Below are 22,001 nucleotides of genomic sequence, written 5' to 3'. Positions count from 1 at the left end.
CCGTATGGGGCGGCGACATGGGGGTAAGGGCGCCGGCATGACTCGCATAGCGTCGGAAGCCCTTATCTCAAGACTCGCCGAGTGGGGCGTGGACACCATCTTCGGCCTGCCCGGCGACGGCATCAACGGGATCATGGAAGGATTGCGGCGGCATCGGGACCGAGTGCGGTTCTTTCTGGTGCACCATGAAGAGGCGGCCGCGTTCATGGCCGCCGGATACGCCAAGGCGACCGGGAAGCTGGGCGTGTGCCTGGCCACGTCAGGCCCAGGTGGGATACACCTGCTGAACGGGCTCTACGACGCCAAGATGGACCACGTGCCCGTGCTGGCCATCACCGGCATGCAGGAGACCTCCGTGCTCGGCACCGGCTACCAGCAGGAGGTCCACCTCGACCGGCTCTACGACGACGTCACGGACTACAACGCGCTGATCTCCAATCCGGTTCAGCTGCCCGCGCTGGTGGACATCGCCGTCAGGACCGCCTATGCCAGGCGGGGCGTGGCCCATCTGACGATTCCCAACGACATCCAGGTGGCCGACGCGGACGCCGACCCCTGGCAGCATGTCGCCCCGGCGAGGTCGCCGCAGACGGCGCCGATCTACCTGCCGGCGCCGGCCGTTCCCCGGCAGGAGGATCTGACACGGGCTGCGCGGGTCCTCAACGAGGCGCAAAAACCGGCGCTGCTGGTCGGCGCCGGGGCACGGCATGCGAGGGACGAAGTGCTGGCCGTCGCTCAAGCCCTGGCGGCGCCGATCATCAAGACGCTCTCCGGCAAGGCCGTCGTCCCCGACGACTCGCCGTACACCACCGGCGGCCTGGGCCTGCTGGGCACCAGGCCGAGCGAGGAACTGGTGGACGACGTGGACGTGCTGTTCATGATCGGGACCAACTTTCCCTACACCAAGCACCTCCCAGAACCGGGGCAGGCACGGTTCGTGCAACTGGAGGCCGAGCCCACCAGGGCTGGCACCAGAGTGCCCACGGACGTGCCGATCGTCGGCGACGCCAAGGAGGGGCTCAAAGCGCTGCTGCCTCTGCTCAACCACCGGACCGATCAGGTCCACCTGCGGAAGTATCAGGCGAAGATGGACCAGTGGCGCTCCGACATGCGTGCGCTGCACAATCCCGACCGTGATCCCATCGCCCCCCAGTACCTCGCCTCGCTCCTGGACGAGCTGGCCACTGATGACGCCATCCTGACCTGCGACAGTGGCACTGTCGCCACGTGGGCCGCGCGGCACTGGACGATTCGCGGCGGCCGCGAGTTCTACCTGTCGGGCAACCTGGCCACCATGGCGCCCGGCCTGCCGTATGCGATCGCCATGCAGCACGCCTTCCCGGGCCGCCAGGTCATCGCGTACGTGGGTGACGGCGGGTTCGCGATGCTGATGGCCGAGTTCCTCACCGCCGCACAGCATGGGCTGCCGATCAAAGTCGTGATCAACAACAACAACTCCCTCGGCCAGATCCTGTGGGAGCAGATGGTGCTGGGCTATCCCGAGCACGGCGTGCGCTTCCCCGAGCCCTGGGCTGACTACTCCGTCTGGGCGCGCGCCTGCCAGGGCTTCGGCGCCAAGATCACCAAGGCGCCGGATCTACGCAACGCGATTTCCGAGGCGCTGGCGCACGATGGTCCCGCGCTCGTCGACGTGGATGTCGACCCGAACGAGCCGCCCATGCCGGGCAAGGTCAGCTATGAGCAGGCCAAGAAGTTCGCCGAGGCGTTCGTCAAGGGCCAGCCCCACAAGGCGGCCATCGCCACCACGCTGTTCAAGGACCGCATCCAGAAACTGGGGGGATAGCACCATGCGCAGCCTCGAACAGGACCTGCGCGAACGCGTGGACGGAGAAGTCCGCTTCGACGCCGGAAGCAGGGCATTGTATGCCACCGATGCCTCCAACTACCGTCAGGTGCCACTCGCCGTGGTCGTGCCCAGGAGCGTGGAGGCCGCGGTCGAGGCCGTGGCCGTCTGCCAGGGGCACGATGTGCCGCTGGCCTCGCGCGGTGGCGGCACCAGCCTGGCCGGCCAGTGCTGCACGCCGGGCGTCGTGATCGACTGGTCGAAGCACTGCGGCCGCATCATCGACATCGACCCGGACGGGCGCACCGTTGCGGTCGAGCCCGGCATCGTGCTCGACTCCCTCAACGCCCGCACCCGCGAGCACGGCCTGATCTTCGGCCCGAAGCCGGCCACTCACGACCACTGCACCATCGGCGGCATGATCGGCAACGACGCGTGCGGTTCCACGGCCCAGGCTTACGGCAAGACCGGCGACAACGTTGTCGATCTGGAAGTGCTCACCTACGACGGGCAACGCTTCTGGGCCGGCGACCCGCCCCGCGAGATCGCCGAACGCCTGCGGGCCCTGTGCGACCGCTACGCCGACGAGATCCGCCGCAGGTTCCCCGACATTCCGCGGCGCGTGTCAGGCTACGGCCTGGACGCGCTCCTGCCGGAGAACGGGTTCGACCTCGCCAGAGCACTCGTCGGCTCAGAGTCCACCCTGGTGACGATCCTGCGCGCCAAGCTGCGCCTCGTCTCCGAACCCGCCGCTCGCTGCCTGGCCGTGATCGCCTTCAAGGACGTCTTCGAGGCCGCCGACGCCGTTCCCGACCTGGTTCGCCACGCGCCGATGGCCCTGGAAGGCCTGGACGACAAACTGATCGAGTTCCAGCGCCGCAAGCGGATCAATGCCGACACGCTCGACCTCCTGCCCGACGGCGGAGGATGGCTCATGGTCCAGTTCGGCGGCGACAGCGATCAAGAAGCCACGGACAAGGCACGCGCCGCCCTCGACCAGATCGATCAGCCGGCGCAGATCTTCGACAGCTCCGAGCAGGCCGACCGCATGTGGGCGGTAAGGGAGTCGGCGCTCGCATCAACCGCCTGGGTCCCGCTGGAGCGCGACACCTGGCCCGGCTGGGAAGACTCCGCCGTCGCCCCCGAGCGGCTCGGCTCCTACCTGCGCGACCTGCACGCCCTCCAGCAGGAATACGGCTACGCCAGATCCTCCTCCCTGTATGGGCACTTCGGGCACGGGTGCGTGCACACCCGCATCCCGTTCCGCCTGGACTCCGCGCCCGGCATCGAGCGGTTCCGGGCGTTCATGGAACGGGCAGCCGACCTCGTCGTCTCCTACGGGGGATCGCTGTCCGGCGAGCACGGTGACGGCACGGCCCGGGGCGAGCTGTGGCCGAAGATGTTCGGCACCGCCCTGATGCCGGCCTTCGCCGCCCTCAAGGAGATCTTCGACCCGCGCGACCGGATGAACCCCGGCAAACTCATCAGCCCCACCGGCGCCCGGCCGATCCCGTTGGACGAGGGCCTGCGCCTGGGATCCGACTACCGTCCGCCGTCCGAGCCGACACAATTCGGCTACCCGCACGACGACGGCAGCTTCGCCCGCGCGGCGCTGCGCTGCGTCGGAGTAGGCAAGTGCCGCCGGGACGAGGGCGGGGTCATGTGTCCCAGCTATCGCGTCACCAGGGAAGAGGCGCATTCGACCCGCGGCCGGGCCAGGCTGCTGTTCGAGATGCTCCAAGGCGACGTGATCGGGAAGGGCTGGCGCTCGACAGAGGTCCGCGACGCTCTCGACCTGTGCCTGGCCTGCAAAGGCTGCAAGAGCGACTGTCCGGTCAACGTGGACATGGCCACCTACAAAGCCGAGTTCCTCGCCCGCCACTACAAGCACCGGCCCCGGCCGGTGGCGCATTACTCGATGGGCTGGCTGCCGATCTGGGCCCGTCTGGCCGGCCTTGCGCCCGTCCTGGTCAACCAGGTGACGCGCATCCCGCTGATCGGGACGCTCGGCGGCGTCGCACGCGAACGCCCGCTTCCCGCCTTCGCCCGCGCCCGGTTCAGCACTTCCTACCGCCGGCGCGGCCCGCGCGGGCCGGGGTTGCGAGGTGAGGTGCTGTTGTGGCCGGACACGTTCACCGACGCCTTCCACCCCGGCATCGGCGCCGCCGCCGTGCGGGTCCTGGAAGCGGCGGGCTTCACCGTACGGTTGCCGCCCGCGGCCGCATGCTGCGGCCTAACGTGGATCTCCACCGGCCAGCTCGGGATCGCCAGGAAGGTGATCCAGCGGACCGTCCGCCTGCTGCGCGACGACCTCAGGCGAGGACTGCCCGTCGTAGGACTCGAACCCTCGTGCACCGCCGTCTTCCGCGCGGACGCGCCGGAGCTGTTCCCGCACGATCAGGACGTCGCCAGGCTGCGCGACCAGACGGTCACGCTCGCCGAACTCCTCGAACGCCACCACGTGAAGCTCCCGCGCATCGACCGGCCCGTCATCGCCCAGCCGCACTGCCACCAGCACGCCGTCCTGGGGTTCGACGCCGACAAAAGCCTGCTGAGCCGCGCCGGAGCGCAGGCCACCGTACTCGACGCCGGATGCTGCGGGCTGGCCGGAAATTTCGGCTTTGAGCGCGGCCACTTCGCGGTCTCGATGGCCTGCGCCGAACACGGCCTGCTCCCCGCCCTACGGGAGGCCCCCCGCGACGCGCTCATCCTCGCCGACGGGTTCAGCTGCCGCACCCAGATCGAGCACGCCGGAACCGGACGGCAAGCCATCCACCTGGCCGAGGCCCTCGACGCCGCCTGGCGCCAGGCATTGCCCGACACACTGCCTGAACGCGTCGCACGCAGGCCGGGACCACCTCGCCAGGCGTCCATCCCGCCGCCTGAGGAGCTACAGGCCCAAGCCGTGGCCGCGGGCCTCCCGCAGGCAGTAGCGCCGCCGCCGGCTGGGGGCGTTCACCGGCGGCCGCCCACCACACCGACCCAACGCGCCGAAGGGACAGGAGCGAGAACGACATGAGGGCCGTCTCAGAGATCAACGCCGCCGTCTACACCATTCCCACCGACCAGCCCGAGACCGACGGCACCCTCACGTGGGATCACACCACGATGGTGCTGGTGGAAGCCAGGGCCGAAGACGAGACCGGGATCGGCTGGACGTACGGGCCCGCCGCGTGCGCCTCCGTCGTCCACGACCAGCTCGCGCCGCTGGTGCGCGGCATGAGCGCCTTCGACGTCCCCGCCGCCTTCACCACCATGGTTCGCGAGATCCGCAACGCCGGACGTCCGGGCGTGGCCGGGTATGCGATCTCCGCCGTGGAGACGGCGCTGTGGGATCTCAAGGCCCGCCTGCTCGGCCTGCCGCTGTGCGGCCTGCTCGGACAGGCTCTGCCGCACGTGCCGGTGTACGGCAGCGGCGGCTTCGTCAACTACACCATCCCCCAGTTGCACGAGCAGGTCAGCCAGTGGGTCCACGAAGAGGGCATCCCCCGCGTCAAGATCAAGATCGGGGGTGCTGACGACATCACCCGGGTGCGGCAGGCGCGTGACGCGATGGGCCCCCTCGCCGGCCTCTACGTCGACGCCAACGGCGCCTACACCGCCAAGCAGGCGATCAGGATCGCGGAGGTCCTGGAAGGCTCGGACGTGTCGTGGTTCGAGGAGCCGGTCTCCTCCGACGATCTGGCGGGACTGCGCCAGGTACGCGACGCCACGCAGATCGACGTGACCGCCGGCGAGTACGGCTATGACCTGTTCTATTTCCGCCGCATGGCCGAGGCCGTGGACTGCCTGCAGATCGATGTCACGCGATGTGGCGGGATCCTGGAGTGGCAGAGAGCCACCGCGATCGCCGCCGCTCACAACCTGGAGGTGTCCGCCCACTGCGCGCCACAGCTGCACCTCCATGCGGCGCTGGCCACGCCCAATCTGCGGCATGTGGAGTGGTTCCACGATCACGTACGTATCGAGTCGCTGTTCTTCGACGGATTCCGCACGCCGGTCGAGGGGATGCTCGAACCCGATCTGACCCGCCCCGGAATCGGCCTCGAGCTCCGTACGCCTGACGTCGAGAAATACCGCATACTGTAGCGTCTCACGGAGCTAGAGATCGGGAATCGAGTCCTCATCCGGCACTGCATGCTCATCCGCCGCGACGGCGAACGTCATCAACGCCGCCACCACCTCCTCCTGCTGCGCCGGCGTCAGCTGGGCGAGGATTCTCGCCAAGTCGGCCCTGCGGTGCTTGGTCACACCGTCTACAAGCGCCCGTCCCTCGGGCGTGAGTGCGATGCGCACGGTACGCCTGTCGCTGGGCAGGCGGCTCCTCCGCACCAGTTTCTTGGCCACCAGGCGATCGCACATGCGCGTCGCCGTCGATCGATTCACATCGAGGGCCTCGGCAAGCTCGACGAGCCGCTGCGGCCCTCGGGCAGCCATGAGAACAAGCGCCCGGTACTGCGGAAGCGTCACTTCCCCGCCCGCCGCGGCAATCGAGCGTGCGGCCACCGCCACCAGCGCCCGGCTGGCGGTCAGGACCGCTTCGACAACCGGATCGTCCTCAGACAGGGGCCTGACGGGCTGATCGCTCATACTGTCCCTTCTTCAGCGCAAATGTTGCACTCTGCAATCTAGAGGATCATGGCAGCTGACGAGCGTGAAACCCGGCACAACAAGGAGCGGCAACGTCTCCATTGTCCCGCAGCGGAGCGAACAGGGCGAACAAGGTTGCATCGCATGAGGGAATGTCAAAATGGACAGCAGACTGCCACGGGTGCAGCCGGAAGCGCTGTAGGCCCCTGCCGCCTGGGAGGGAAACGCAAGGCGCCGCGTCGGGCACGTGACGCCGGATTGTCGGTATAGCTTGGACCGGCGGAAAGCGCTCGCTGACGCAATACAGTCGTGATCGAAGCGGGCCGCTCACTGTAGGGGCACCTGTGCAAGGTCGGGGCATTCAGCAAGCTGTCAACCAGGTGCCCGTTGAGCAGGCGCACCACACCATCTTGGGCCGACTCTTTCATCACACTCGATCAGCGGCTCGACCCCAAGCCAGGGCAGTCCAGCGTGGTGAGCGCGTCTGAGGACCACGCGGTGACGTGGCGGTGCTGCCGGCGTCATGCCGCTGATGCTGTGCCCGAGCTTACGTTTCTCTGGCCAGGGCGCCAGCGTCGGCTGTGAGGTGAACGGTGTCCCCATCGACTCTCGCTACCTGGTCGGGAGCCACGTAGAAGTCCCGAGCGAAGAGGCCGCGCGCGTCGACCTTGATGAAGCCGGTCCTCAGCAGCCGTGCCGCCACCGCAGGCGGGACATCCGGTTCGGCGTCGGCGAAGACCTCAGCTACCGGGGACAGGAGTCCCGGCCGGCTCCCGCCGCCCTGTCCCTGCGTGGTGACGGCCTGAGGATCGCCCATCTTGACGTTCTCGACTGTCCCGATCCGCTCGCCATCGCCGTCCACGACGTTCATGCCGCGACGGACCTGGCCCATGCCCCCAAGGTCTGCTCCGCCGGAGTCATGCATGGCACTCCCATCTGTTGAAGAGGGTTCACACCTACCCCGAGCACCCCCGTGAAAGCCGTGCCGCCGTCACGGCCATCCAGCTTTATCGGGAGGGGCCTCGCTGCGTTCGGACGGAGTAGCGGCTGATCATCGCCACCATCCAGCCCAGCGCAAGTCCGTAGATCAAATGTCCCACGGCGAACACCCATGGCGTGAACGCTTGGGCAGCGGCCCGGTCCACCATGGGCCACAGCAGATAGTGGTTGATCACCCAGAGCGTGAGGCCGTACAGCATGCCGGCCAGGGCCCAGGAGGACAGCCGCCTCGGCGCCGGCCGCACCCGGGCGGCCAGCAGCGCAAAAAGCACACCGAGCAGCAGAGACATCAGCAGATGCATGGCAATCCCGATGACCGCCGCCGTGCTGTTCCAGGTGCCGTCAAGGGGTGCCTGCCGCCAGAACGTGTGGGCGATGTAGTTCAGAGGCGCCCACAACCCCTCCCCGGTGGCGTACAGCATCACCATGCAGCATGCCGCCATGACCATGCCGCCGACCAGGCCTCCGAGAACGCCTGCAACCACGACTGGAACCATTGTCGTTTCCCCTCTGATCAGCTTGTAGGCGGCTAAGCAGCTCTGGGAGCTCGGTCTCGGGCACCATGGCGACGTCGTCGGGATCGTCGCGCTACGCAGTAGCCCGGGAAGGCGAGCTGCAGTCATGTGCCCTCACGTTGGGCCTCACACGATGCGGCGCGTCGCTGTTACGGTGTGTCACCGCGTCAATTGTTGTGGGCTCTGCCAGCCTCACCATGTGATTAGCTCTGTGACCTGTTCGCTGCCCGGGTGAGGTCGACGTGGAGATACTGCTTCGAGCCTTGCTGCGGCCTGCGGGGCCAGGAGGCCAGAGATTCGCTCCGCTCAGGCCACGGGCACTTGGCATCCAGGAGGACGCCTCCGCCACGAATCCCCACTCGCGGCTTGATATCGACCTTGAGGGCGAAATCCTGGCGCGCGTAAAACTCCAACCGATCCATATCCGAGGCTTGTTCTGGCCGTCGGCGAGGGTGGTTCCGGCACTCCCACCAGGAGTCTTGGTGATCGCGGAGATAGAGCAGTGGCGGGCTTATGGATACATGATCGCTCCTTGCTTCACCGTTCCTTGCCGCCCGCTGTTACCCCCTGGTTGAGACTCCATACAAGACGGCCACCGCCATTCGGCTACGCTCCACCTCGGCCAGGTCGCCGGCGCCACGTCGAGCAGACCTCATTGCCCCGCGAATCCCCACACCGCGACAGCCGAGAACCGGACATACCTTTGCTCCCACTGATCCGCGTGTGCTGGTTCACCCCGATTCGATCATTCGGGTGAGCAATTCTGGGATCTCGTACGGCAGTGCATGGGCAGCCTTGACCTCAATTAACTGACCTGCCGGTGTCGCCGTCGCGATATCGGCTGACCACTGCCGAGGAGCCAGGAGATCGCGGGTTCCGCGGATGACCAGCGTGGGGGCACGGACAGCATGGAGACGACTGCGCAGCGGATAACGCCGAGACATCTTCACATGGGCCGCAGCTTGATCCAATCCGGTATACCAAAGCTCGCTGAGGGCCAGCGGCGCGATCGACAACGGTTCTCGAACCGCGGTGCCGACCCACCGCAAGGCGATCTCCGGCAGTCCAAACCGTACCGGGGGCAGGGAGGGGCCGGCTATGACTAGCCGGTGTATCCATGGGGAGTGACGGATGGCGGCTTCGACCGCTATCAGGCTCCCGAAAGAATTGGCGAGCACCACGCAGGGGCGGCCGATTCGATGCAGGAGCTGCCCCAGGGTATCAGCTAGTTCTTCTATGGTCATGGGGCTGGCCGGATGTGGGCTGGCTCCGCACCCGGGAAGGTCAGGAGCGATGACAAAGTGCCGTCGAGCAAGGTGCCGCATTGTGGGTAGCAGTACACGACTAGAGAGCACAAGGCCGTGTATCAGGACGATGGGTGGTTGCGCAGGTTCGTCGGAACAGCCACCGTAGCGAATGAACAGCCGGTGCTTTCCCACAGACAGGTGAACGCCGTGCAGGTCGCCAGGTGGGCTCATGATGAACGGCCGGCCTCTCGGAATGTTGAGAACGATTGGGACGGCAGGGAGCTTTCCTTCGTCATGTGCTGGTACGTGTTGCTGTATCTCGATGCTACCCTGTAAAGGTTTTGCCGCGAACCAATATATTTGAAAGCTTGATGGCCGATCAATTCATAATGCAAAGGTTCGTTCCACATTTGTTGGCCATTGAGTTGCATCATCCGTGTCTGTGTTTTCCTGATGTGAAGGAGGCGCGGTGTCGTGAGCTGTGCTGCGGCGGTTCGCGAGCCGCAACTCGGACTCAGCCATCCCGTGGCCATCCCGCCTGCTTTCTTTCGTGTAAGGTGACCGCCGCGCTGTCGGCTTGTGCCCCTGTTTCGCTCTCCAGGACGAACTGGCGGTGAGGCCATGGATACAGCCACCGTTTCTTCCGTGCTTCATCAGCGACCTCATGACGCCGGATCGCTTCGCTGTGATGCACCGTCCGGATCACCTCGGGTCCCAGGGTGCGGCCTGAGCAGGATCACCCATCCGGTGACCAGGAGACAGACCAAGCCGAGCAGCAAACCCCAGACCACATCGGTGAAGTAGTGCATACCACGGTAAACCCGAGCCCACGCCACTCCGATCGCCAAAGTCAGCCCGAGGACGCCCCACAGCAGGGAAAGGACCACTCGGTGCCGCATGTGCAAGATGAGCACCAGGGCAATCCCGAAGTAGCAAGCCATTGCGGCGCTGGCATGGCCCGAAGGGTAACTCGAGGTAGGAGGGGCCGCATCAAGGTGCGGAACCGACGGCCGCGACCGTGGCACGAACACCGTGGCCAGGAGGAAGATCCAGCTCTGGGCAGTCACGGCCACGATTAGGAACACCGATTCGCGCCATCGCTGGAAGGCGATACGGAAGGCGAAGGCGGCCGTCGCGGTAACTCCGATGATCACAGGGGTGTCCGCTGTGCTCGAGATGATATCGCTGATCGCGTTCAATCGAGGGGTGCGCTCTCTGGCGAGCTGGCGGTTCAGCATGCCTTCCGCCCAGTAGTCGACGAGTAGCTGGGTGATCAGATGCCCGACGGCAACCGTCACGAGCGCCACCGTGCCCAGGCCGGCGCCGAGGTCGCGCGCCTGGCGGAGAGCCATATGGGTTCGAGTGGTCACGTCCGTACTCCTCGCTGAAGTTCCCAGCTGACGCCCGGCAGTTTGCCGCCTCTTGAACTGCGGGACGGTTCTGCGTATGCCGGAGTTGTCTCAAGGTCGAGGCTCCCGTTGCCCGCCAGCACACCGGCTATCCGCTTCCAGCCGCTTAAGTCTGTGCGGCTCGCATCTGGGCGCGCTGGTCGCCCTTCGCTGGCGGATCAGATGGCCCTGCCGTCGCCGGGGTAGGAGCCAGAGATCATGGGCGCGACGGAGGGAGGAGGAATGAGCAGCCGGCCGGTACCGGAGATGGCCTCGCTGTCGGATGACCGCTGGATCGCTCGGCGGCCTTGGGCGGCCATTCGCCGCTATGGTTTTTGGCTGCTCCTCCGCGACAGCTACCGCAGGTTCCGCTGCAGCGATGGTTCCAGCCACGTCCGCTCTCTTGCCCTGCTGCTATGCCTGGCCGTGGTCCCGTTCCTTATTGCGTTGACCGGGCTGGCAGAGGACCTGGGTGATCGGCCTGAAGGAAAGGTGGTGGCCGAAGCGGTGTTGGCCATTACCCCGGGGCGAAGCGATGCACTGGTGCGGCAGGTGCTGGGCACAAGTGAACACAAGCTCGGTGAGGTGGCGCTGCTGACAGGCCTGGTCACTGGGGTGGCGGTACTGGTGACCGCGATGGGGCAGGTCGAACGGGGCGCGAACCGCCTATACGGCATCCAGCACGACCGTCCAGTCCTAGCCCGGTACTGGAACGCTTTCGTGCTGACCTGGGCGGCCGGAGTCCCGGCCATTAGCGGGTTCTTGGTGCCTGTCGTTGCCGAACCCGTGGGAGCAGCGCTTGCAAGGACTTATCCATGGGGCGGTCTGGCCGACACGGTGCTGCGTGTGGTCCGCTGGCCGGCCGGGGTGGCTCTCGCCATGGTGGCGATCGTGGTTTTGTTCAAGGCAGCCCCTCGCCGATGCCAGCCATCGCTGCGGTGGCTGGTGCCTGGGCTCATGCTGGCGACCATGGTATGGCTGGCCGTCAGTGTCCTGTTGGGATGGTATGTCACTCTCAGTGAGATTTTCGGTGACATCTACGGCCCGCTGACCGGGATCATCGCACTGCTGCTCTGGGGAGAACTCACAGCGGGAGCGCTATTTTTCGGTGTCAGCTGCGCCGCCCAGCTAGAAGCCTGGCAATCAGGCTCTCCAGAGCCATGCGCGTCGGAACAATGGGATCGCAACGCCTCGCACTGAGGTGCCGGGTACGGTCCAGGCGCGGTAGGAACCTCACTCACGGTCCTCGGCCGGCGTCGGTGGCGCCACCGGCCATTCTGTCAGCAGAGGCCTTCTGCGGCACGGGACGCAGCACCCACCAGGCGATGGCGACCCAGGGCAAGGCCAGCAGCATGCTGCCCAGTATGTCGCTCGGGTAGTGCACTCCCCGATACATTCGGGACAGCGCACAGTACAGCGGAATGAGCACAGAGGCCGCGACGGCCGCCCACCGCCACCAGCGATCGGTGGCCTGCCATGTCAGCACGGCGATCGCAAGGTACAGCGCCAGCGCGGCGGCGACGTGCCCGGAGGGAAAGCTCGAGGTAGGTGGCAGCTCCGGCCCCAGATGCGGCACCGGCGGACGCTCCCGGCCTACGGCGGTTGCGCTGGTCAGGAACAGCGACAGCTCACCGACCATCACGACCAGCACGAACAGGATCGGACGCCAGCAGCGCAAGACAGCCAGAGCCAGGACACAGGCGGCGAGCGTACCGGCCAAAATCCATTGGGTGCTGCCGACCCGGTTACCCGGTATGGTCAGCACGGTCAATGTGGCCGTTCGATGCTCGGCAATCCATTGGACGACAGCGCGATCGGCCGCGATCAAAGCCGTGCCCTCCAGGAAGACAGTGATCAGCATCCCGGTTCCGAACAGTGCTCCGAGGATGAGCACCCAGCCCACCAGCAGTTCTGCACTCCCACGCCAAGGGTGCGGCAGCGGCCGAGACTTGACCGGAGCAGGTGCCAGCGCAGGCGCCTCCTCCGGGGCGAGGCCTTCGCGCAGGGGCGGCGCGCTCGATCCCGTTTCCAGCCGCCAGCGACGAAACGCCATCGCCGTGATACCGAGCCAGGCCAGGCCGAGAAGCCATCCACCGAGCACATCGGTGAAGTAGTGCACGCCCAGCGCGACTCTGGTGAAGCCAACCAGCGCCACGAGAGCGACCACCACAGCGACGACCACGGGACGAAGCCGTCGTGGCACCGTGGGTGCGAAGACCAGCAGCAGCACACCATAGGAAACCAGCGAGCTCATCGCATGACCGCTGGGAAAACTCATCCCGGGAGCGACGGCGACAGGCTCCTCCACGACCGGCCGCAATCTGCCCACCAGCAGCTTGAGGACGTTGTACAGAGTCATCGCGCCGAGCGAGGTGACCACCACGTAGACCGCCAACCGCACCTCGCGCCGAATCAGCAGAAACAATGTGCCCAAAAGCACCACCCGGCCCAAGATGGGAAACCCGCCGAAGTCGGTCACCGCTTGCAACATCTCCTGCATCACGGTGTTGCCGGCCACAACGGTGTTGAGAGCGTCACTCACGCCGCGATCAAAATGAATCAGCGGTTGCCACGCGACCCGCACCAAGCCCATGACGAGGGTGAAAGCGAGTCCTGCGAGGACCACCAAGATCAGTCCTATGGCCGAGCGTAGAGTAAACCGATCCATTCGGCTCGCGTGTATCTCATGCATGTAGTGGGACATGATCGCTCGTGTCCTTTCCCCCTGGCAACGCCCACCCTTCTCGCCTGTGCGGCCGCCTCGATGTGGGAGGTCAATAGCGCAATCGGTGGTGAAGCCGCGAGCGGGTCGACGCGCCCACCAGCATCAGCCCTTCTCCCCGTCCGTTGAGAGCGCGATATATGAATCCGGCGCCCACAAGCGCTGGGTGTCCCTGGGCGTTCATCACCCGGCGACGTGGTCGGCCGACCGGCACGGATCACCAGCCAGAATCACCACCCGAGGTTGGACGTCGACCTTCATGTCAAGTCGTCGGCATGCGCGTTGCCCTACAGCCGATCACAGCCCGGGTTGAGGCTTTCCCCTTCTTCCTTTGGTGTTTGCGCCCCTTACCCAGCCTCGTGAGCTGTATGTCCCGTTCTTACCGTGAAGGAAAGGCATCGTCTCTGGCGGGCCAGCGGTGGCACAAGCACATGGCTATGCATGCCCCGGTGGGTAGGCGTACATCATGGCTGCTAAGCGTCCTTCCCCTCATCGGGTCTCCCGTGCCTGGCACATCGCTGCCGACCTCGCCCGCGCTGTGACCGGCGTAGCCATCGTGGTGGCGGCAGCATCGGACCGGATCGAGGGAACGATTCGCTTCACCCTGCTGTTGGCCCTGCTGCTGGTTCCCCGGATTGCAAGGATCGCCAAGCCTTTCGACGCGGCCTTTGGCTGGACGATGCTCCTGGCGACGGTTGCCGCTGTAGCGGGCTGGTATGAGCGGTTCAGCTGGATCGACTGGGTCATCCACTGCATCACCACCGGAGCCGTAGCCGTCATGGTGATCCTGATTTTGATGATGATGGGCATCATGCGAAACCCGTCAGATCTACGGTCGGTCAGACACCGGCTGGCGCTGGTGCTCGTCACCGGTGCTGCAGGGCTGTCGGTAGGGGTCCTGTGGGAGTTCTACGAGTGGATCATGACCTCGGTGTTCGCAGTCCCGATGGTGGTGGGCTACGCCGACACCCTGGCCGACCTTGCCATGGATGGTTTGGGATCAGTGGGGGCCGGTGTCGCCCTGGTCGTATGGAGGATGCACGGTGGCGGCGTACGAGCTGATCCTGCCGGGTGAGGTGCGGGCCCGCGCCCGTGACTCGTGTCGTCTGCGAGATTGAGGAAAGGGAGGAGGGCGTACCAGGAGCGCCTGTCACACGGGGGGATCCCATGTTCGAGCTCGCGGTGACCGACGTGGCGCCGGCCGATCTCGGCGCGGCGCGGATGCAGATGGCGCTGTCGCTGGGCTGGCACATCATCATCGCGTGCCTGGGTGTCGGCATGCCGGCCATCACGTTGCTCGCCGAGTGGCGGGGTCACCGCACCGGCGACGTTCACTACCGGCTGCTGGCCCGCCGGTGGGCGAGGGCGCTCGGGGTGCTGTTCGCGGTCGGGGCGGTGTCGGGCACGATCCTGTCGTTCGAGATGGGGCTGCTGTGGCCGGGGCTGATGGGGATGTACGGCGAGGTCATCGGGCTGCCGTTCTCCCTGGAGGGCATCGCGTTCTTCATCGAGGCCATCTTCCTGGGCATCTACCTGTACGCCTGGGACCGGCTTCCGCCGAGGGCACACCTGCTGTCGGGCATCCCGATCGTGATCGCGGGGGTGGCGAGCGCGTTCTTCGTGGTCACCGCCAACGCGTGGATGCAGCAGCCGACCGGTTTCGACGTGGAGAACGGCCGCATCGTGGCGGTGGACCCGTGGGCGGCGATGTTCAACCCCGCCACGCCGCCGCAGACGGTACACATGATCCTGGCCGCGTTCATGGTGGCCGGCTTCGCCATGGCCAGTGTGTACGCCGTGGCCATGCTGCGCGGGCGCCGCGACCGCTACCACCGGCTGGGACTGCTGCTGCCACTGACAGTCGCGGCGGCCATCACCCCGGTGCAGATCGGCGTGGGCGACTGGGCGGCCCACTTCGTGGCCGACAACCAGCCGGTCAAGCTGGCCGCCATGGAAGGGGTGTTCGAGACCCAGCGTGGGGCCCCGCTCCACATCGGAGGCGTCGTGGTGGACGGCGAGCTGCGCTACGCGCTGGAGATCCCTAACGGGCTGTCGCTGCTGGCGCACTGGGATCCGGACGCCGAGATCATGGGGCTCAACGAGGTGCCACCCGCCGACCGGCCGCCGGTCAACGTGGTGCACTGGTCGTTCCAGATCATGGTGGCCGGCGGGTTTGCCCTGCTCGGCCTGGCTGCCTGGCTCGGTGTGGCCTGGTGGCGGCGCCGCGAACTGCCGCGCTCGCGCTGGTTCCTGCGCGCGACGGCGTTGTCCGGCGTGGTGGCGGTGCTGGCGCTGGAGGCGGGCTGGGTCGTCACCGAGGTGGGGCGTCAGCCGTGGATCGTCTACGGCGTGCTGCGCACGGCAGAGGCGGTCAACCCCGCGCCGGGGCTGGTGTGGGGCTTCGTCCTGGTCAGTGTCGTGTACGCGGTGCTGACCGTGGCCACCGTGTACGTGCTGCGCCGCCTGGCCCGCGACAAACCGGTCCCCATCGCTCCGCAGGAACGCGACGTCACCGACTACAAGGTGGTGTGAGCATGCCGCTGGCGGAGATCATGCTGGCCGTCATGTGGGTCGGCCTGACCGCCTACGTCCTGTTCGGCGGTGCCGATTTCGGCGGCGGCATCTGGGACCTGCTCGCCGGGAGCGCTGAGGCCGGTAAGCGGCAGCGGGCGCTGGTGGAACACTCCATCGGCCCTATCTGGGAGGCCAACCACGTTTGGCTCATCTTCGTCATCGTGCTGCTGTGGACCGGCATTCCGTCGGTGTTCGCAGCGATCGCCTCCACCTTGTACATCCCGCTCACCCTGGCCGCGCTCGGCATCATCGGCCGCGGCGCCGCCTTCGCCTTCCGCAAGGTCTCCACCGAGCTGTGGCAGCGGCGGCTGTTCGGCGCCACGTTCGCCTTCTCCTCCGTAGCGACCCCGTTCTTCCTCGGTACGGTGGCCGGCGCGATCGCCTCCGGCCGAGTGCCACCAGGAATCGCCAGGGGCGACCTCGTGGGGAGTTGGGTCAACCCCACCTCCCTGGTCGCCGGGGTTCTGGCTGTCGGCATGGCCGCCTACCTTGCTGCCGTCTACCTGACCAGAGACGCCCAGCGCGCCGGAGAGACCGACCTGGTCGAGTGGTTCCGCCGGCGGGCCCTGGCGTGCGGGGTCGTCGTCGGGCTGCTGTCGGGCGCTGGCCTCCTCGTCCTGCGCGCGGACGCGCCCGCCTTGTTCGCCGAACTGACCTCCGGCCGGGCACTGCCGCTGCTGGCATTGTCCGTGACGGCCGGGCTGGCGTCGCTGGTGCTGCTGTGGCGCCGCGCCTATCTTCCCGTACGGATCACCGCCGCGCTGGCGGTCACCGGCTTGCTGTGGGGATGGGGAGCGGCGCAGTACCCGGTGCTGCTGCCCGGTGTCACGCTGGACAGCGCGGCGGCCACCGACCCCGTCCTGGCCGCCACTCTGGGATCACTGGCCGTGGGCGCCGTCCTGCTGCTGCCGTCACTGTGGTGGCTCTACGCCATATTCCAGCGCGACCATCCGGCACCGCCCCGGCCGGAGCAGGACCGGTGAGCCCCTCTGCGGTCTCATGGCAGCGGCACGCCGACGCTGCAGCGTCCCGGGCCCCCGGTCACCCGGCAGCAGCGTGTTCACACGCTTGTCGGGCGGGCGGCGGACGTGTGTTTGCACGCTGGTACGCGGGCCGGACCCGCCCAGGCGCGGCGCACGCGAAGGCCCTGACGAACAGCGTGGCGGACCTGCTCCACAGCGAGGTTGCGGCCCACGTCGCCCAGCTTCTTGCCGAGGCCGGAAGCGGCGGCTTAGTCCACAGCCCTGCTATCGCCCGGGGCCGAGCTCAAGCCCCTACATGACCGATCGGCATGTCGGTTCGCTTGACCCTCGGCGCGGATCGATCTCCAGAGCGGCCAACCGTCAGCTGGCCGGACGTGAACGGTCCGGTGGCGCGGGAGACTACGGCCCGGCCAACGGCTGATCCGCCCCACGACCCTGAGGAAGGTGGGCAGCATCAGCGTGCGTACCACGATCACGTCGAGGAGGACGCCCAGGGCCATCGCAAAACCGAGCTCGCGGAAAGGCCTCAAGGGGACGAGGGCCAGCAGGCCGAAGCTCGCAGCAAGCATGACGCCGGCGGCGGTTCGGGCTTGCGAGCACGACGCCGGCCACGTCCGGGTGGCCCAAAGCCGCCCGCGCGGCCACCTCCGTCCCACTGGAGTGTCCCGCGAGCACCACGCGGCCAAGATCGTGTGCACTGAGCCAGTCGGCGACGCATTGACCGAACTGCCGAACGTCGAGCTCATGCGGTGGGTCTCCGCTCCCTGCAAATCCCGGCAGTTCGAGGAGGCGCGCGGGTCCATTGCCCGAACGCGACAAGCCCCGGCATGAGGTAGTCGGCGACCGACATCCCCTGGACGAACACCACCTCGGGCATGCCAGGTCGTTTCTCGCCCATGGCACGGCTGCGCATGCGCCCGAATGTGCCTTCGTAGTTCGCCGTTGCCACATCACGGGGGAACAAAGAAGAGCCCTGTTGAGGACCGGTCTCCGCCATGTCTCCACCGGCGGTACGGGCTCCGCCAAGGCCCCGTGAGGGGCACTTTAGCTGGCACTCCTCGATGTCGACGAGGCGGGGCTCCCAAGATCGGTATCAGCGGGAATTCTCGCGAAGGCGACTACCCTCGACGCCGCTCGCGACACGGCACGCACGGCGTGGCCCTGATAACCGGACGAGACTCCTCTTCTGGCTGCGCGAAAAGGGCGACAGCGCGCACGAATCGACGCCCAGCGAGAAGTGGCGGCACATGGCGCCGACTCTGTTTGACCCTGCTGTGCGCTTCTTGTCCTCCCAGGGGATCAGCCGAGTCGCCCATGAATACCACCGGGCGTGTGGAGTATCGGGTTGAGCAGCGGTTTAGTGCCCAGAGCGGCGGGAAGTCCGCCGCAAGGAGGGAGGTTAGCCGTGGCGCCAGCCGCCCACGACACGATCTCGCCGGGGGACCCCATCGGGTTGTGGCTGCCGGTGGGGAGGTGTTCGACCTTCGCCCGCGTGTGGGAACCGCGCGCGGCGCCCGCGGTCGTGCTGGTTCCAGGCTTCGGGCTGTCGGGCGAATATCTGGTCCCGCTCGGCGAGCGACTCGCCGGCCCGTTCCGGGTGTACGCTCCCGACCTGCCCGGGTTCGGGCGCAGTGACCGGCCCAGGCGTGCGCTGCGGGTCGAGGAGTCCGCCGAGGCCCTGGAGGGCTGGATCGACGCCGCCGGCCTGCACCGGCCGGGGGTGCTGGCCAACTCCCTGGGTTGCCAGGTCGCGGTCGACCTGGCGGCGCGACGCCCGGTGGGGGCGCTGGTGCTGGTGTCCCCGGGGATGGACCCGGCCACGCGGTCGCTCGTCCGCCAAATTGTCCTGTGGATCAAGGAGAGGAGGACGCAGTCGCCGCAGCTGCGCCGGATCGTGCTGCGTGACCTCCTGCGCGCCAGTCCGATCCGATTGGCGCGCACCCTCGGCTACGCGCTCGCCGACGCCGTCGAGGACAAACTGCCGCACGTGGCGGTGCCGACCTTGGTCGTGCGAGGCACGGCGGATCCCCTCGTGTCCCGGGCATGGGCACAACAGGTCGCCGACCTGCTGCCCGAGGGCCAGTTGGAAGAGCTCGCCGACGCGACGCACGCTATGGTGCACGACATGCCGGCAGTGCTCGCCGACGCCGTGCTGCCGTTCCTGCACGCCCATCTGGCACCGGAGAGCGGGCGATGACACATGCGTTCACCCCGCTACGTTGCCGACTTCGACTCGGCCACCGGGATGCTGCGGGCGACCGGGCGTTTCCTGTCCGGCCGGGACTTTCCTTCTCTCGGTCTCCATCCGCTGCTCAACCTGCCGGGCGCAGCGGTGAACCTGCTGCCTGAGCCGTTGCGCAAGGCGGTCTACGTGATCGGCGGGTGGAAGGAGGCGGTGCCCCCGCGCAGAGCCGGCGCGTTCGACGCCGAAGCCCTCGCACGGTGGGTGACCGGCCAATACCCCAGGCGACGCTACCCGGCGGTGGCGATCGGTGCGAGCAATGGCGCGGCGGTCCACCTGTACGCCGCGCTCGGGGTCCCCTGGCTGCCCCAGACGTTCCTGATCCCGGTGCGCCAGCGCACCCCCCTCGACCAGCCGACCGAAGCGCTACGGGCCGCCCTCGGACCGGCCGAGACCATCCTGCGGCGCAACCCCGAGCTGCAGTTGCACCATATGCACGATCCGGTGCAGGACGAGCTGATGGTGCGGACGATGATGTACTTCCGAGTCAAGCGGCAGCGGCTGGGGGAGGGCTACCGGCGCTTCCTCACTGAACGGCTGGCGCCCGGCGGCACGATCATCGTGATGGACTGCACCGCCACCTGGGCGACCCGGCGAGTCGCCGATCGGCACGTGTTCCAGGCGGGGGCGGTCGGCGGAGTCACCGAGGAGGAGTACTACCACGGTGGCGACCGGGGCGCCCCGCACCTACGCCGCCTCAGCTCGAAGATGCGCAGGTGGGAACCGCCGCAGCCCGACGGCCGGCATCCCGAGGCCGAATGGGGGTTCGAGCCCGCGCTGCTCGACGACATCGTCACGCTGGCGCATGAACGCCACTACCGGGTGGTGCAGGTCAGCTTCCCCGGACCGCAGGACCTCAGCCCTCTGGTGGCCGACCTGTACCGCTGGTGGTACCTGCGCCGCGGCCTCCCGGCTGATCGGCTCCTCGTCGAGTCGTTCATCATGCTCGAGCCGTGGTGGGCGCTGCGCACGGGATCAGTGCCGTTCTGGATGGTGTTCAACACCGACTCCTCGCTCTCGGCCGCGCACGCCTACCTCGACAGCGGCGATCCCTTCGAGGAGATCTACCTCATGCTGTTCAACCACGGCGTGCGGTCCATCGGCCTGGCGGGGATCGACCAGTGGCAGACGCTGCTGAGCCGCGCCCGCCGACGCGGCGCATGGGTCGGCGCCGATCCCGGCAAGTTCCCCAGCGACTTCGCGCAGTACGCCCGCTACAACCGGGATATCCGGAAGATAGCCGCCCGCTGTCCGATGCCGGAGCCCCTGTCGCTCGCCCAGCTTGACGCGTTCCTGGCCGAGCAGGGCGACCGCTACCCGGTGCGGTGGGCGGAAATCCTTTCACCGAGGCCAAGGCCGTAGCTGTGCTCAGGCGGCGCCGGGTCACCGAGCAGATCCGTCCCATCCGGCCTGGTGCGCTTGTCGCGGCGGCCGCGGCCGTCACCGTCCTGGGTGCCGTCGGCGTGCTGCCCCGCTGGGCCGGACTGCTCCACATGGTCGCGCTGCCTCCGCTCGACCTGATCGCCGACCTCCGGGTGCTGATGGTGGTCGCTCCCAGCCCTGCGGTGTTCGCCGCCGGTGTCGCGGCCTGCCTTACCGTGCGCATCACCGTGCTCACCTTGCTGCTCGGCGGCTTCGACCGGCGCCTGTTGGCCTACGCGGCCCGCTGGTACCTCGTCATGCTGCCGCTGGCGCTGGTCGCCGCCGCCCTGCCGGTGGGCTCCGGCGCCACTTTGTACTACGGGTTGTTCTGGATGGGCATGATCGCCGCCCTCGCTGCCGTCGCCTTCACCGCGGCCGCCCTGTGGGCGGCGCCCCCGCGGCTGGCCCGCGGATTCGCCGAGGCCGCCCGGCACGGGTTCCGCTTGGGAACGGTCGGTGCTTACCTGGTCGCGCTGGCGCTGCTGGGCGCCGTCGCGGACCTGACCCGGCCGGTCGGTCCGGTGGCGCTCGTCCCCGTCTCGGCCCTGCTGACCCTGGCCGCGATCCGTTTCCTCCGCGCCGACCCCGGCCTGCGCATGGCCCGACGCACCCTCGCCGGCGCCGGCGCTGCCCTGGCCGCGCTCCTCGCCGCGGTCATGGCCGCCGGGCCGACCAGTCCGCCTCTAGCTCCAGAGCCCGCCACTCCACGACGCGGGTCACTCATGCTGATGTCAGGAGTGGACTCCTCTTCCGGGAACGGGGCGATCCTCGAGATCGACCCGCACCACCTCGGCTACACCTGCGGACAGACCTACTACTTCTCCTATGCGGGTCCCGGCTCCGGTCAGCCGCGAAACGCGGCGCTGTGCCCCATCACCACCGGGGCCCCCTACCGGCCACGACACACCCTCCGCCCCACCGACCAGCTGATCAGCGGCCTGGCGGCCCAACTCACCGGCCTACCGCCGCCGGTCGTGCTCATCACCCACTCCCAAGGGGTGTGGATCACCTGGGAGGCCGCGCTGCGGCACCGGCTCCCGCAGGGTGCGGTGCTCGTGCTCGTGGGCCCGTTCCCGGACAACCCGGTGCCCTACCCGCCGCAGGGCCAGCACGGCACCGGCTGGCCCGCCGCTGTGGTGACCTGGCTCATCTCGCGTCTGGCGCGGCCAGGCGGCACATCGGTCTTCACCCCCGACGCCCCACTGGGCCGCGAATGGCTGGCCCACCCCACCGCCATCGAGAAAACCCTCGCCGGTCGGCTTCCCCCACACATGAGAGCGCTCAGCGTACCCAGCGCCTTCGACACCCCGCTGATGCCGGACGGACCAACGCTGAAGCACGCGGCCAACCTCTGCCCCATCCCGGTGATCCATCCGCACGTGCCCTACTCAGCCGAGTTCCAAAGATCGGTCACCCGATTCCTCGACCATCAGCCGCAACCCCCCTGCCCACTCTGGCGCCACGCGATGGGGCCCGTCTTTCGCGCCTTCTCGGCACCCTCCTGGGACGCCTGAG

16 protein-coding genes and 2 pseudogenes are annotated in these 22,001 nt (G+C 67.7%); 10 read left to right on the top strand and 8 right to left on the bottom strand.

All coding sequences use genetic code 11. The features are described from left to right. Nucleotides 1-4 precede the first annotated feature (4 nt). Genes ID574_RS01150 through ID574_RS01140 form a run of 3 tightly spaced genes read left to right on the top strand, consistent with a single transcriptional unit; the run spans nt 5 to nt 5,893 of the window. Entirely contained in the window at nt 5-1,804 is a 1,800-nt protein-coding gene (locus ID574_RS01150) for a thiamine pyrophosphate-dependent enzyme (RefSeq protein ID WP_336245481.1), read from the top strand. Nucleotides 1,805-1,808: 4 nt separating this feature from the next. Continuing rightward, on the top strand, nt 1,809-4,823 hold the full coding sequence (locus ID574_RS01145; protein WP_223166260.1) for an FAD-binding and (Fe-S)-binding domain-containing protein: 3,015 nt from the start codon (nt 1,809-1,811) through the stop codon (nt 4,821-4,823). After that, nucleotides 4,820-5,893: an enolase C-terminal domain-like protein gene (locus ID574_RS01140; RefSeq protein ID WP_188186870.1), complete on the top strand. Its 1,074-nt coding sequence runs from the start codon at nt 4,820-4,822 to the stop codon at nt 5,891-5,893. Before ID574_RS01145 ends, ID574_RS01140 begins: the two co-directional genes overlap by 4 nt. A 12-nt stretch (nt 5,894-5,905) precedes the next feature. Here ID574_RS01140 and ID574_RS01135 read toward each other — a convergent pair whose 3' ends face one another. From ID574_RS01135 to ID574_RS01115, 5 genes are all read right to left on the bottom strand, one after another. Beyond that, a complete protein-coding gene (locus tag ID574_RS01135; protein WP_188186869.1) occupies nt 5,906-6,394 on the bottom strand; it encodes a MarR family winged helix-turn-helix transcriptional regulator in 489 nt (162 codons plus the stop codon). A gap of 547 nt (nt 6,395-6,941) precedes the next feature. Further along, complete coding sequence (locus tag ID574_RS01130) at nt 6,942-7,265, bottom strand: PRC-barrel domain-containing protein (protein WP_188186868.1); 324 nt, start codon at nt 7,263-7,265, stop codon at nt 6,942-6,944. Nucleotides 7,266-7,401: 136 nt separating this feature from the next. Continuing rightward, nucleotides 7,402-7,878 carry a DUF6789 family protein gene (locus tag ID574_RS01125; protein WP_188186867.1) on the bottom strand — a complete coding sequence of 159 codons (477 nt, stop codon included), beginning with the start codon at nt 7,876-7,878 and terminating at the stop codon, nt 7,402-7,404. A gap of 761 nt (nt 7,879-8,639) precedes the next feature. Next, complete coding sequence (locus ID574_RS01120; protein ID WP_188186866.1) at nt 8,640-9,386, bottom strand: alpha/beta fold hydrolase; 747 nt, start codon at nt 9,384-9,386, stop codon at nt 8,640-8,642. 431 nt (nt 9,387-9,817) lie between these two features. Next, nucleotides 9,818-10,525, bottom strand: coding sequence for a phosphatase PAP2 family protein (locus tag ID574_RS01115; RefSeq protein ID WP_188186865.1), 708 nt, complete (start codon nt 10,523-10,525; stop codon nt 9,818-9,820). Nucleotides 10,526-10,786: 261 nt separating this feature from the next. Here ID574_RS01115 and ID574_RS01110 point away from each other — a divergent pair, with 261 nt between their 5' ends. After that, nucleotides 10,787-11,743, top strand: coding sequence for a YihY/virulence factor BrkB family protein (locus tag ID574_RS01110; RefSeq protein ID WP_223166259.1), 957 nt, complete (start codon nt 10,787-10,789; stop codon nt 11,741-11,743). 37 nt (nt 11,744-11,780) lie between these two features. Here ID574_RS01110 and ID574_RS01105 read toward each other — a convergent pair whose 3' ends face one another. Continuing rightward, nucleotides 11,781-13,169: a phosphatase PAP2 family protein gene (locus tag ID574_RS01105; RefSeq protein ID WP_223166278.1), complete on the bottom strand. Its 1,389-nt coding sequence runs from the start codon at nt 13,167-13,169 to the stop codon at nt 11,781-11,783. A 562-nt stretch (nt 13,170-13,731) separates the two neighbouring features. On the opposite strand from ID574_RS01105, the gene ID574_RS01100 reads away from it, so the two are divergent. From ID574_RS01100 to ID574_RS01090, 3 genes are all read left to right on the top strand, one after another. Beyond that, nucleotides 13,732-14,340: a DUF2238 domain-containing protein gene (locus ID574_RS01100; protein ID WP_188186863.1), complete on the top strand. Its 609-nt coding sequence runs from the start codon at nt 13,732-13,734 to the stop codon at nt 14,338-14,340. A gap of 92 nt (nt 14,341-14,432) precedes the next feature. Beyond that, on the top strand, nt 14,433-15,797 hold the full coding sequence (locus ID574_RS01095; RefSeq protein ID WP_188186862.1) for a cytochrome ubiquinol oxidase subunit I: 1,365 nt from the start codon (nt 14,433-14,435) through the stop codon (nt 15,795-15,797). A gap of 2 nt (nt 15,798-15,799) precedes the next feature. Further along, on the top strand, nt 15,800-16,822 hold the full coding sequence (locus tag ID574_RS01090) for a cytochrome d ubiquinol oxidase subunit II (protein WP_188187006.1): 1,023 nt from the start codon (nt 15,800-15,802) through the stop codon (nt 16,820-16,822). Nucleotides 16,823-17,070: 248 nt separating this feature from the next. Here the strand turns inward: ID574_RS01090 and ID574_RS62655 are convergent. Beyond that, nucleotides 17,071-17,403 (bottom strand): annotated as a pseudogene (locus ID574_RS62655) (MMPL family transporter); the annotation flags it as partial. Beyond that, a pseudogene (locus ID574_RS62650) lies at nt 17,330-17,773 on the bottom strand (alpha/beta fold hydrolase); the annotation flags it as partial. The pseudogenes ID574_RS62655 and ID574_RS62650, both read right to left, overlap by 74 nt. Nucleotides 17,774-18,227: 454 nt before the next feature. On the opposite strand from ID574_RS62650, the gene ID574_RS01080 reads away from it, so the two are divergent. Genes ID574_RS01080 through ID574_RS01070 form a run of 3 tightly spaced genes read left to right on the top strand, consistent with a single transcriptional unit; the run spans nt 18,228 to nt 22,000 of the window. Beyond that, nucleotides 18,228-19,019: an alpha/beta fold hydrolase gene (locus tag ID574_RS01080; RefSeq protein WP_188186860.1), complete on the top strand. Its 792-nt coding sequence runs from the start codon at nt 18,228-18,230 to the stop codon at nt 19,017-19,019. A 3-nt stretch (nt 19,020-19,022) separates the two neighbouring features. Further along, complete coding sequence (locus ID574_RS01075; RefSeq protein ID WP_188186859.1) at nt 19,023-20,426, top strand: hypothetical protein; 1,404 nt, start codon at nt 19,023-19,025, stop codon at nt 20,424-20,426. Continuing rightward, the gene (locus ID574_RS01070; RefSeq protein WP_188186858.1) at nt 20,390-22,000 is read left to right on the top strand and encodes an RBBP9/YdeN family alpha/beta hydrolase; all 1,611 of its coding nucleotides are present in this window, start codon (nt 20,390-20,392) and stop codon (nt 21,998-22,000) included. Before ID574_RS01075 ends, ID574_RS01070 begins: the two co-directional genes overlap by 37 nt. Nucleotide 22,001: the final 1 nt, after the last annotated feature.

Origin of the sequence: Nonomuraea sp. SYSU D8015 (assembly GCF_008065375.1) — a bacterium.
In the GTDB taxonomy this organism is placed as follows: Bacteria; Actinomycetota; Actinomycetes; order Streptosporangiales; family Streptosporangiaceae; genus Nonomuraea.
Note: the sequence above shows the minus strand (reverse complement) of the source record. Positions and strands in the feature narration are given on the sequence as shown.

Excerpts from the sequence above, each read along its gene's own strand:
- ID574_RS01150 (WP_336245481.1), top strand. The coding sequence starts at position 5 with ATGGGGCGGCGACATGGGGGTAAGGGCGCCGGCATGACTCGCATAGCG.
- ID574_RS01145 (WP_223166260.1), top strand. The coding sequence starts at position 1,809 with ATGCGCAGCCTCGAACAGGACCTGCGCGAACGCGTGGACGGAGAAGTC.
- ID574_RS01140 (WP_188186870.1), top strand. The coding sequence starts at position 4,820 with ATGAGGGCCGTCTCAGAGATCAACGCCGCCGTCTACACCATTCCCACC.
- ID574_RS01135 (WP_188186869.1), bottom strand. The coding sequence starts at position 6,394 with ATGAGCGATCAGCCCGTCAGGCCCCTGTCTGAGGACGATCCGGTTGTC.
- ID574_RS01130 (WP_188186868.1), bottom strand. The coding sequence starts at position 7,265 with ATGAACGTCGTGGACGGCGATGGCGAGCGGATCGGGACAGTCGAGAAC.
- ID574_RS01120 (WP_188186866.1), bottom strand. The coding sequence starts at position 9,386 with ATGAGCCCACCTGGCGACCTGCACGGCGTTCACCTGTCTGTGGGAAAG.
- ID574_RS01110 (WP_223166259.1), top strand. The coding sequence starts at position 10,787 with ATGAGCAGCCGGCCGGTACCGGAGATGGCCTCGCTGTCGGATGACCGC.
- ID574_RS01100 (WP_188186863.1), top strand. The coding sequence starts at position 13,732 with ATGGCTGCTAAGCGTCCTTCCCCTCATCGGGTCTCCCGTGCCTGGCAC.
- ID574_RS01095 (WP_188186862.1), top strand. The coding sequence starts at position 14,433 with ATGTTCGAGCTCGCGGTGACCGACGTGGCGCCGGCCGATCTCGGCGCG.
- ID574_RS01090 (WP_188187006.1), top strand. The coding sequence starts at position 15,800 with ATGCCGCTGGCGGAGATCATGCTGGCCGTCATGTGGGTCGGCCTGACC.
- ID574_RS01075 (WP_188186859.1), top strand. The coding sequence starts at position 19,023 with ATGCGTTCACCCCGCTACGTTGCCGACTTCGACTCGGCCACCGGGATG.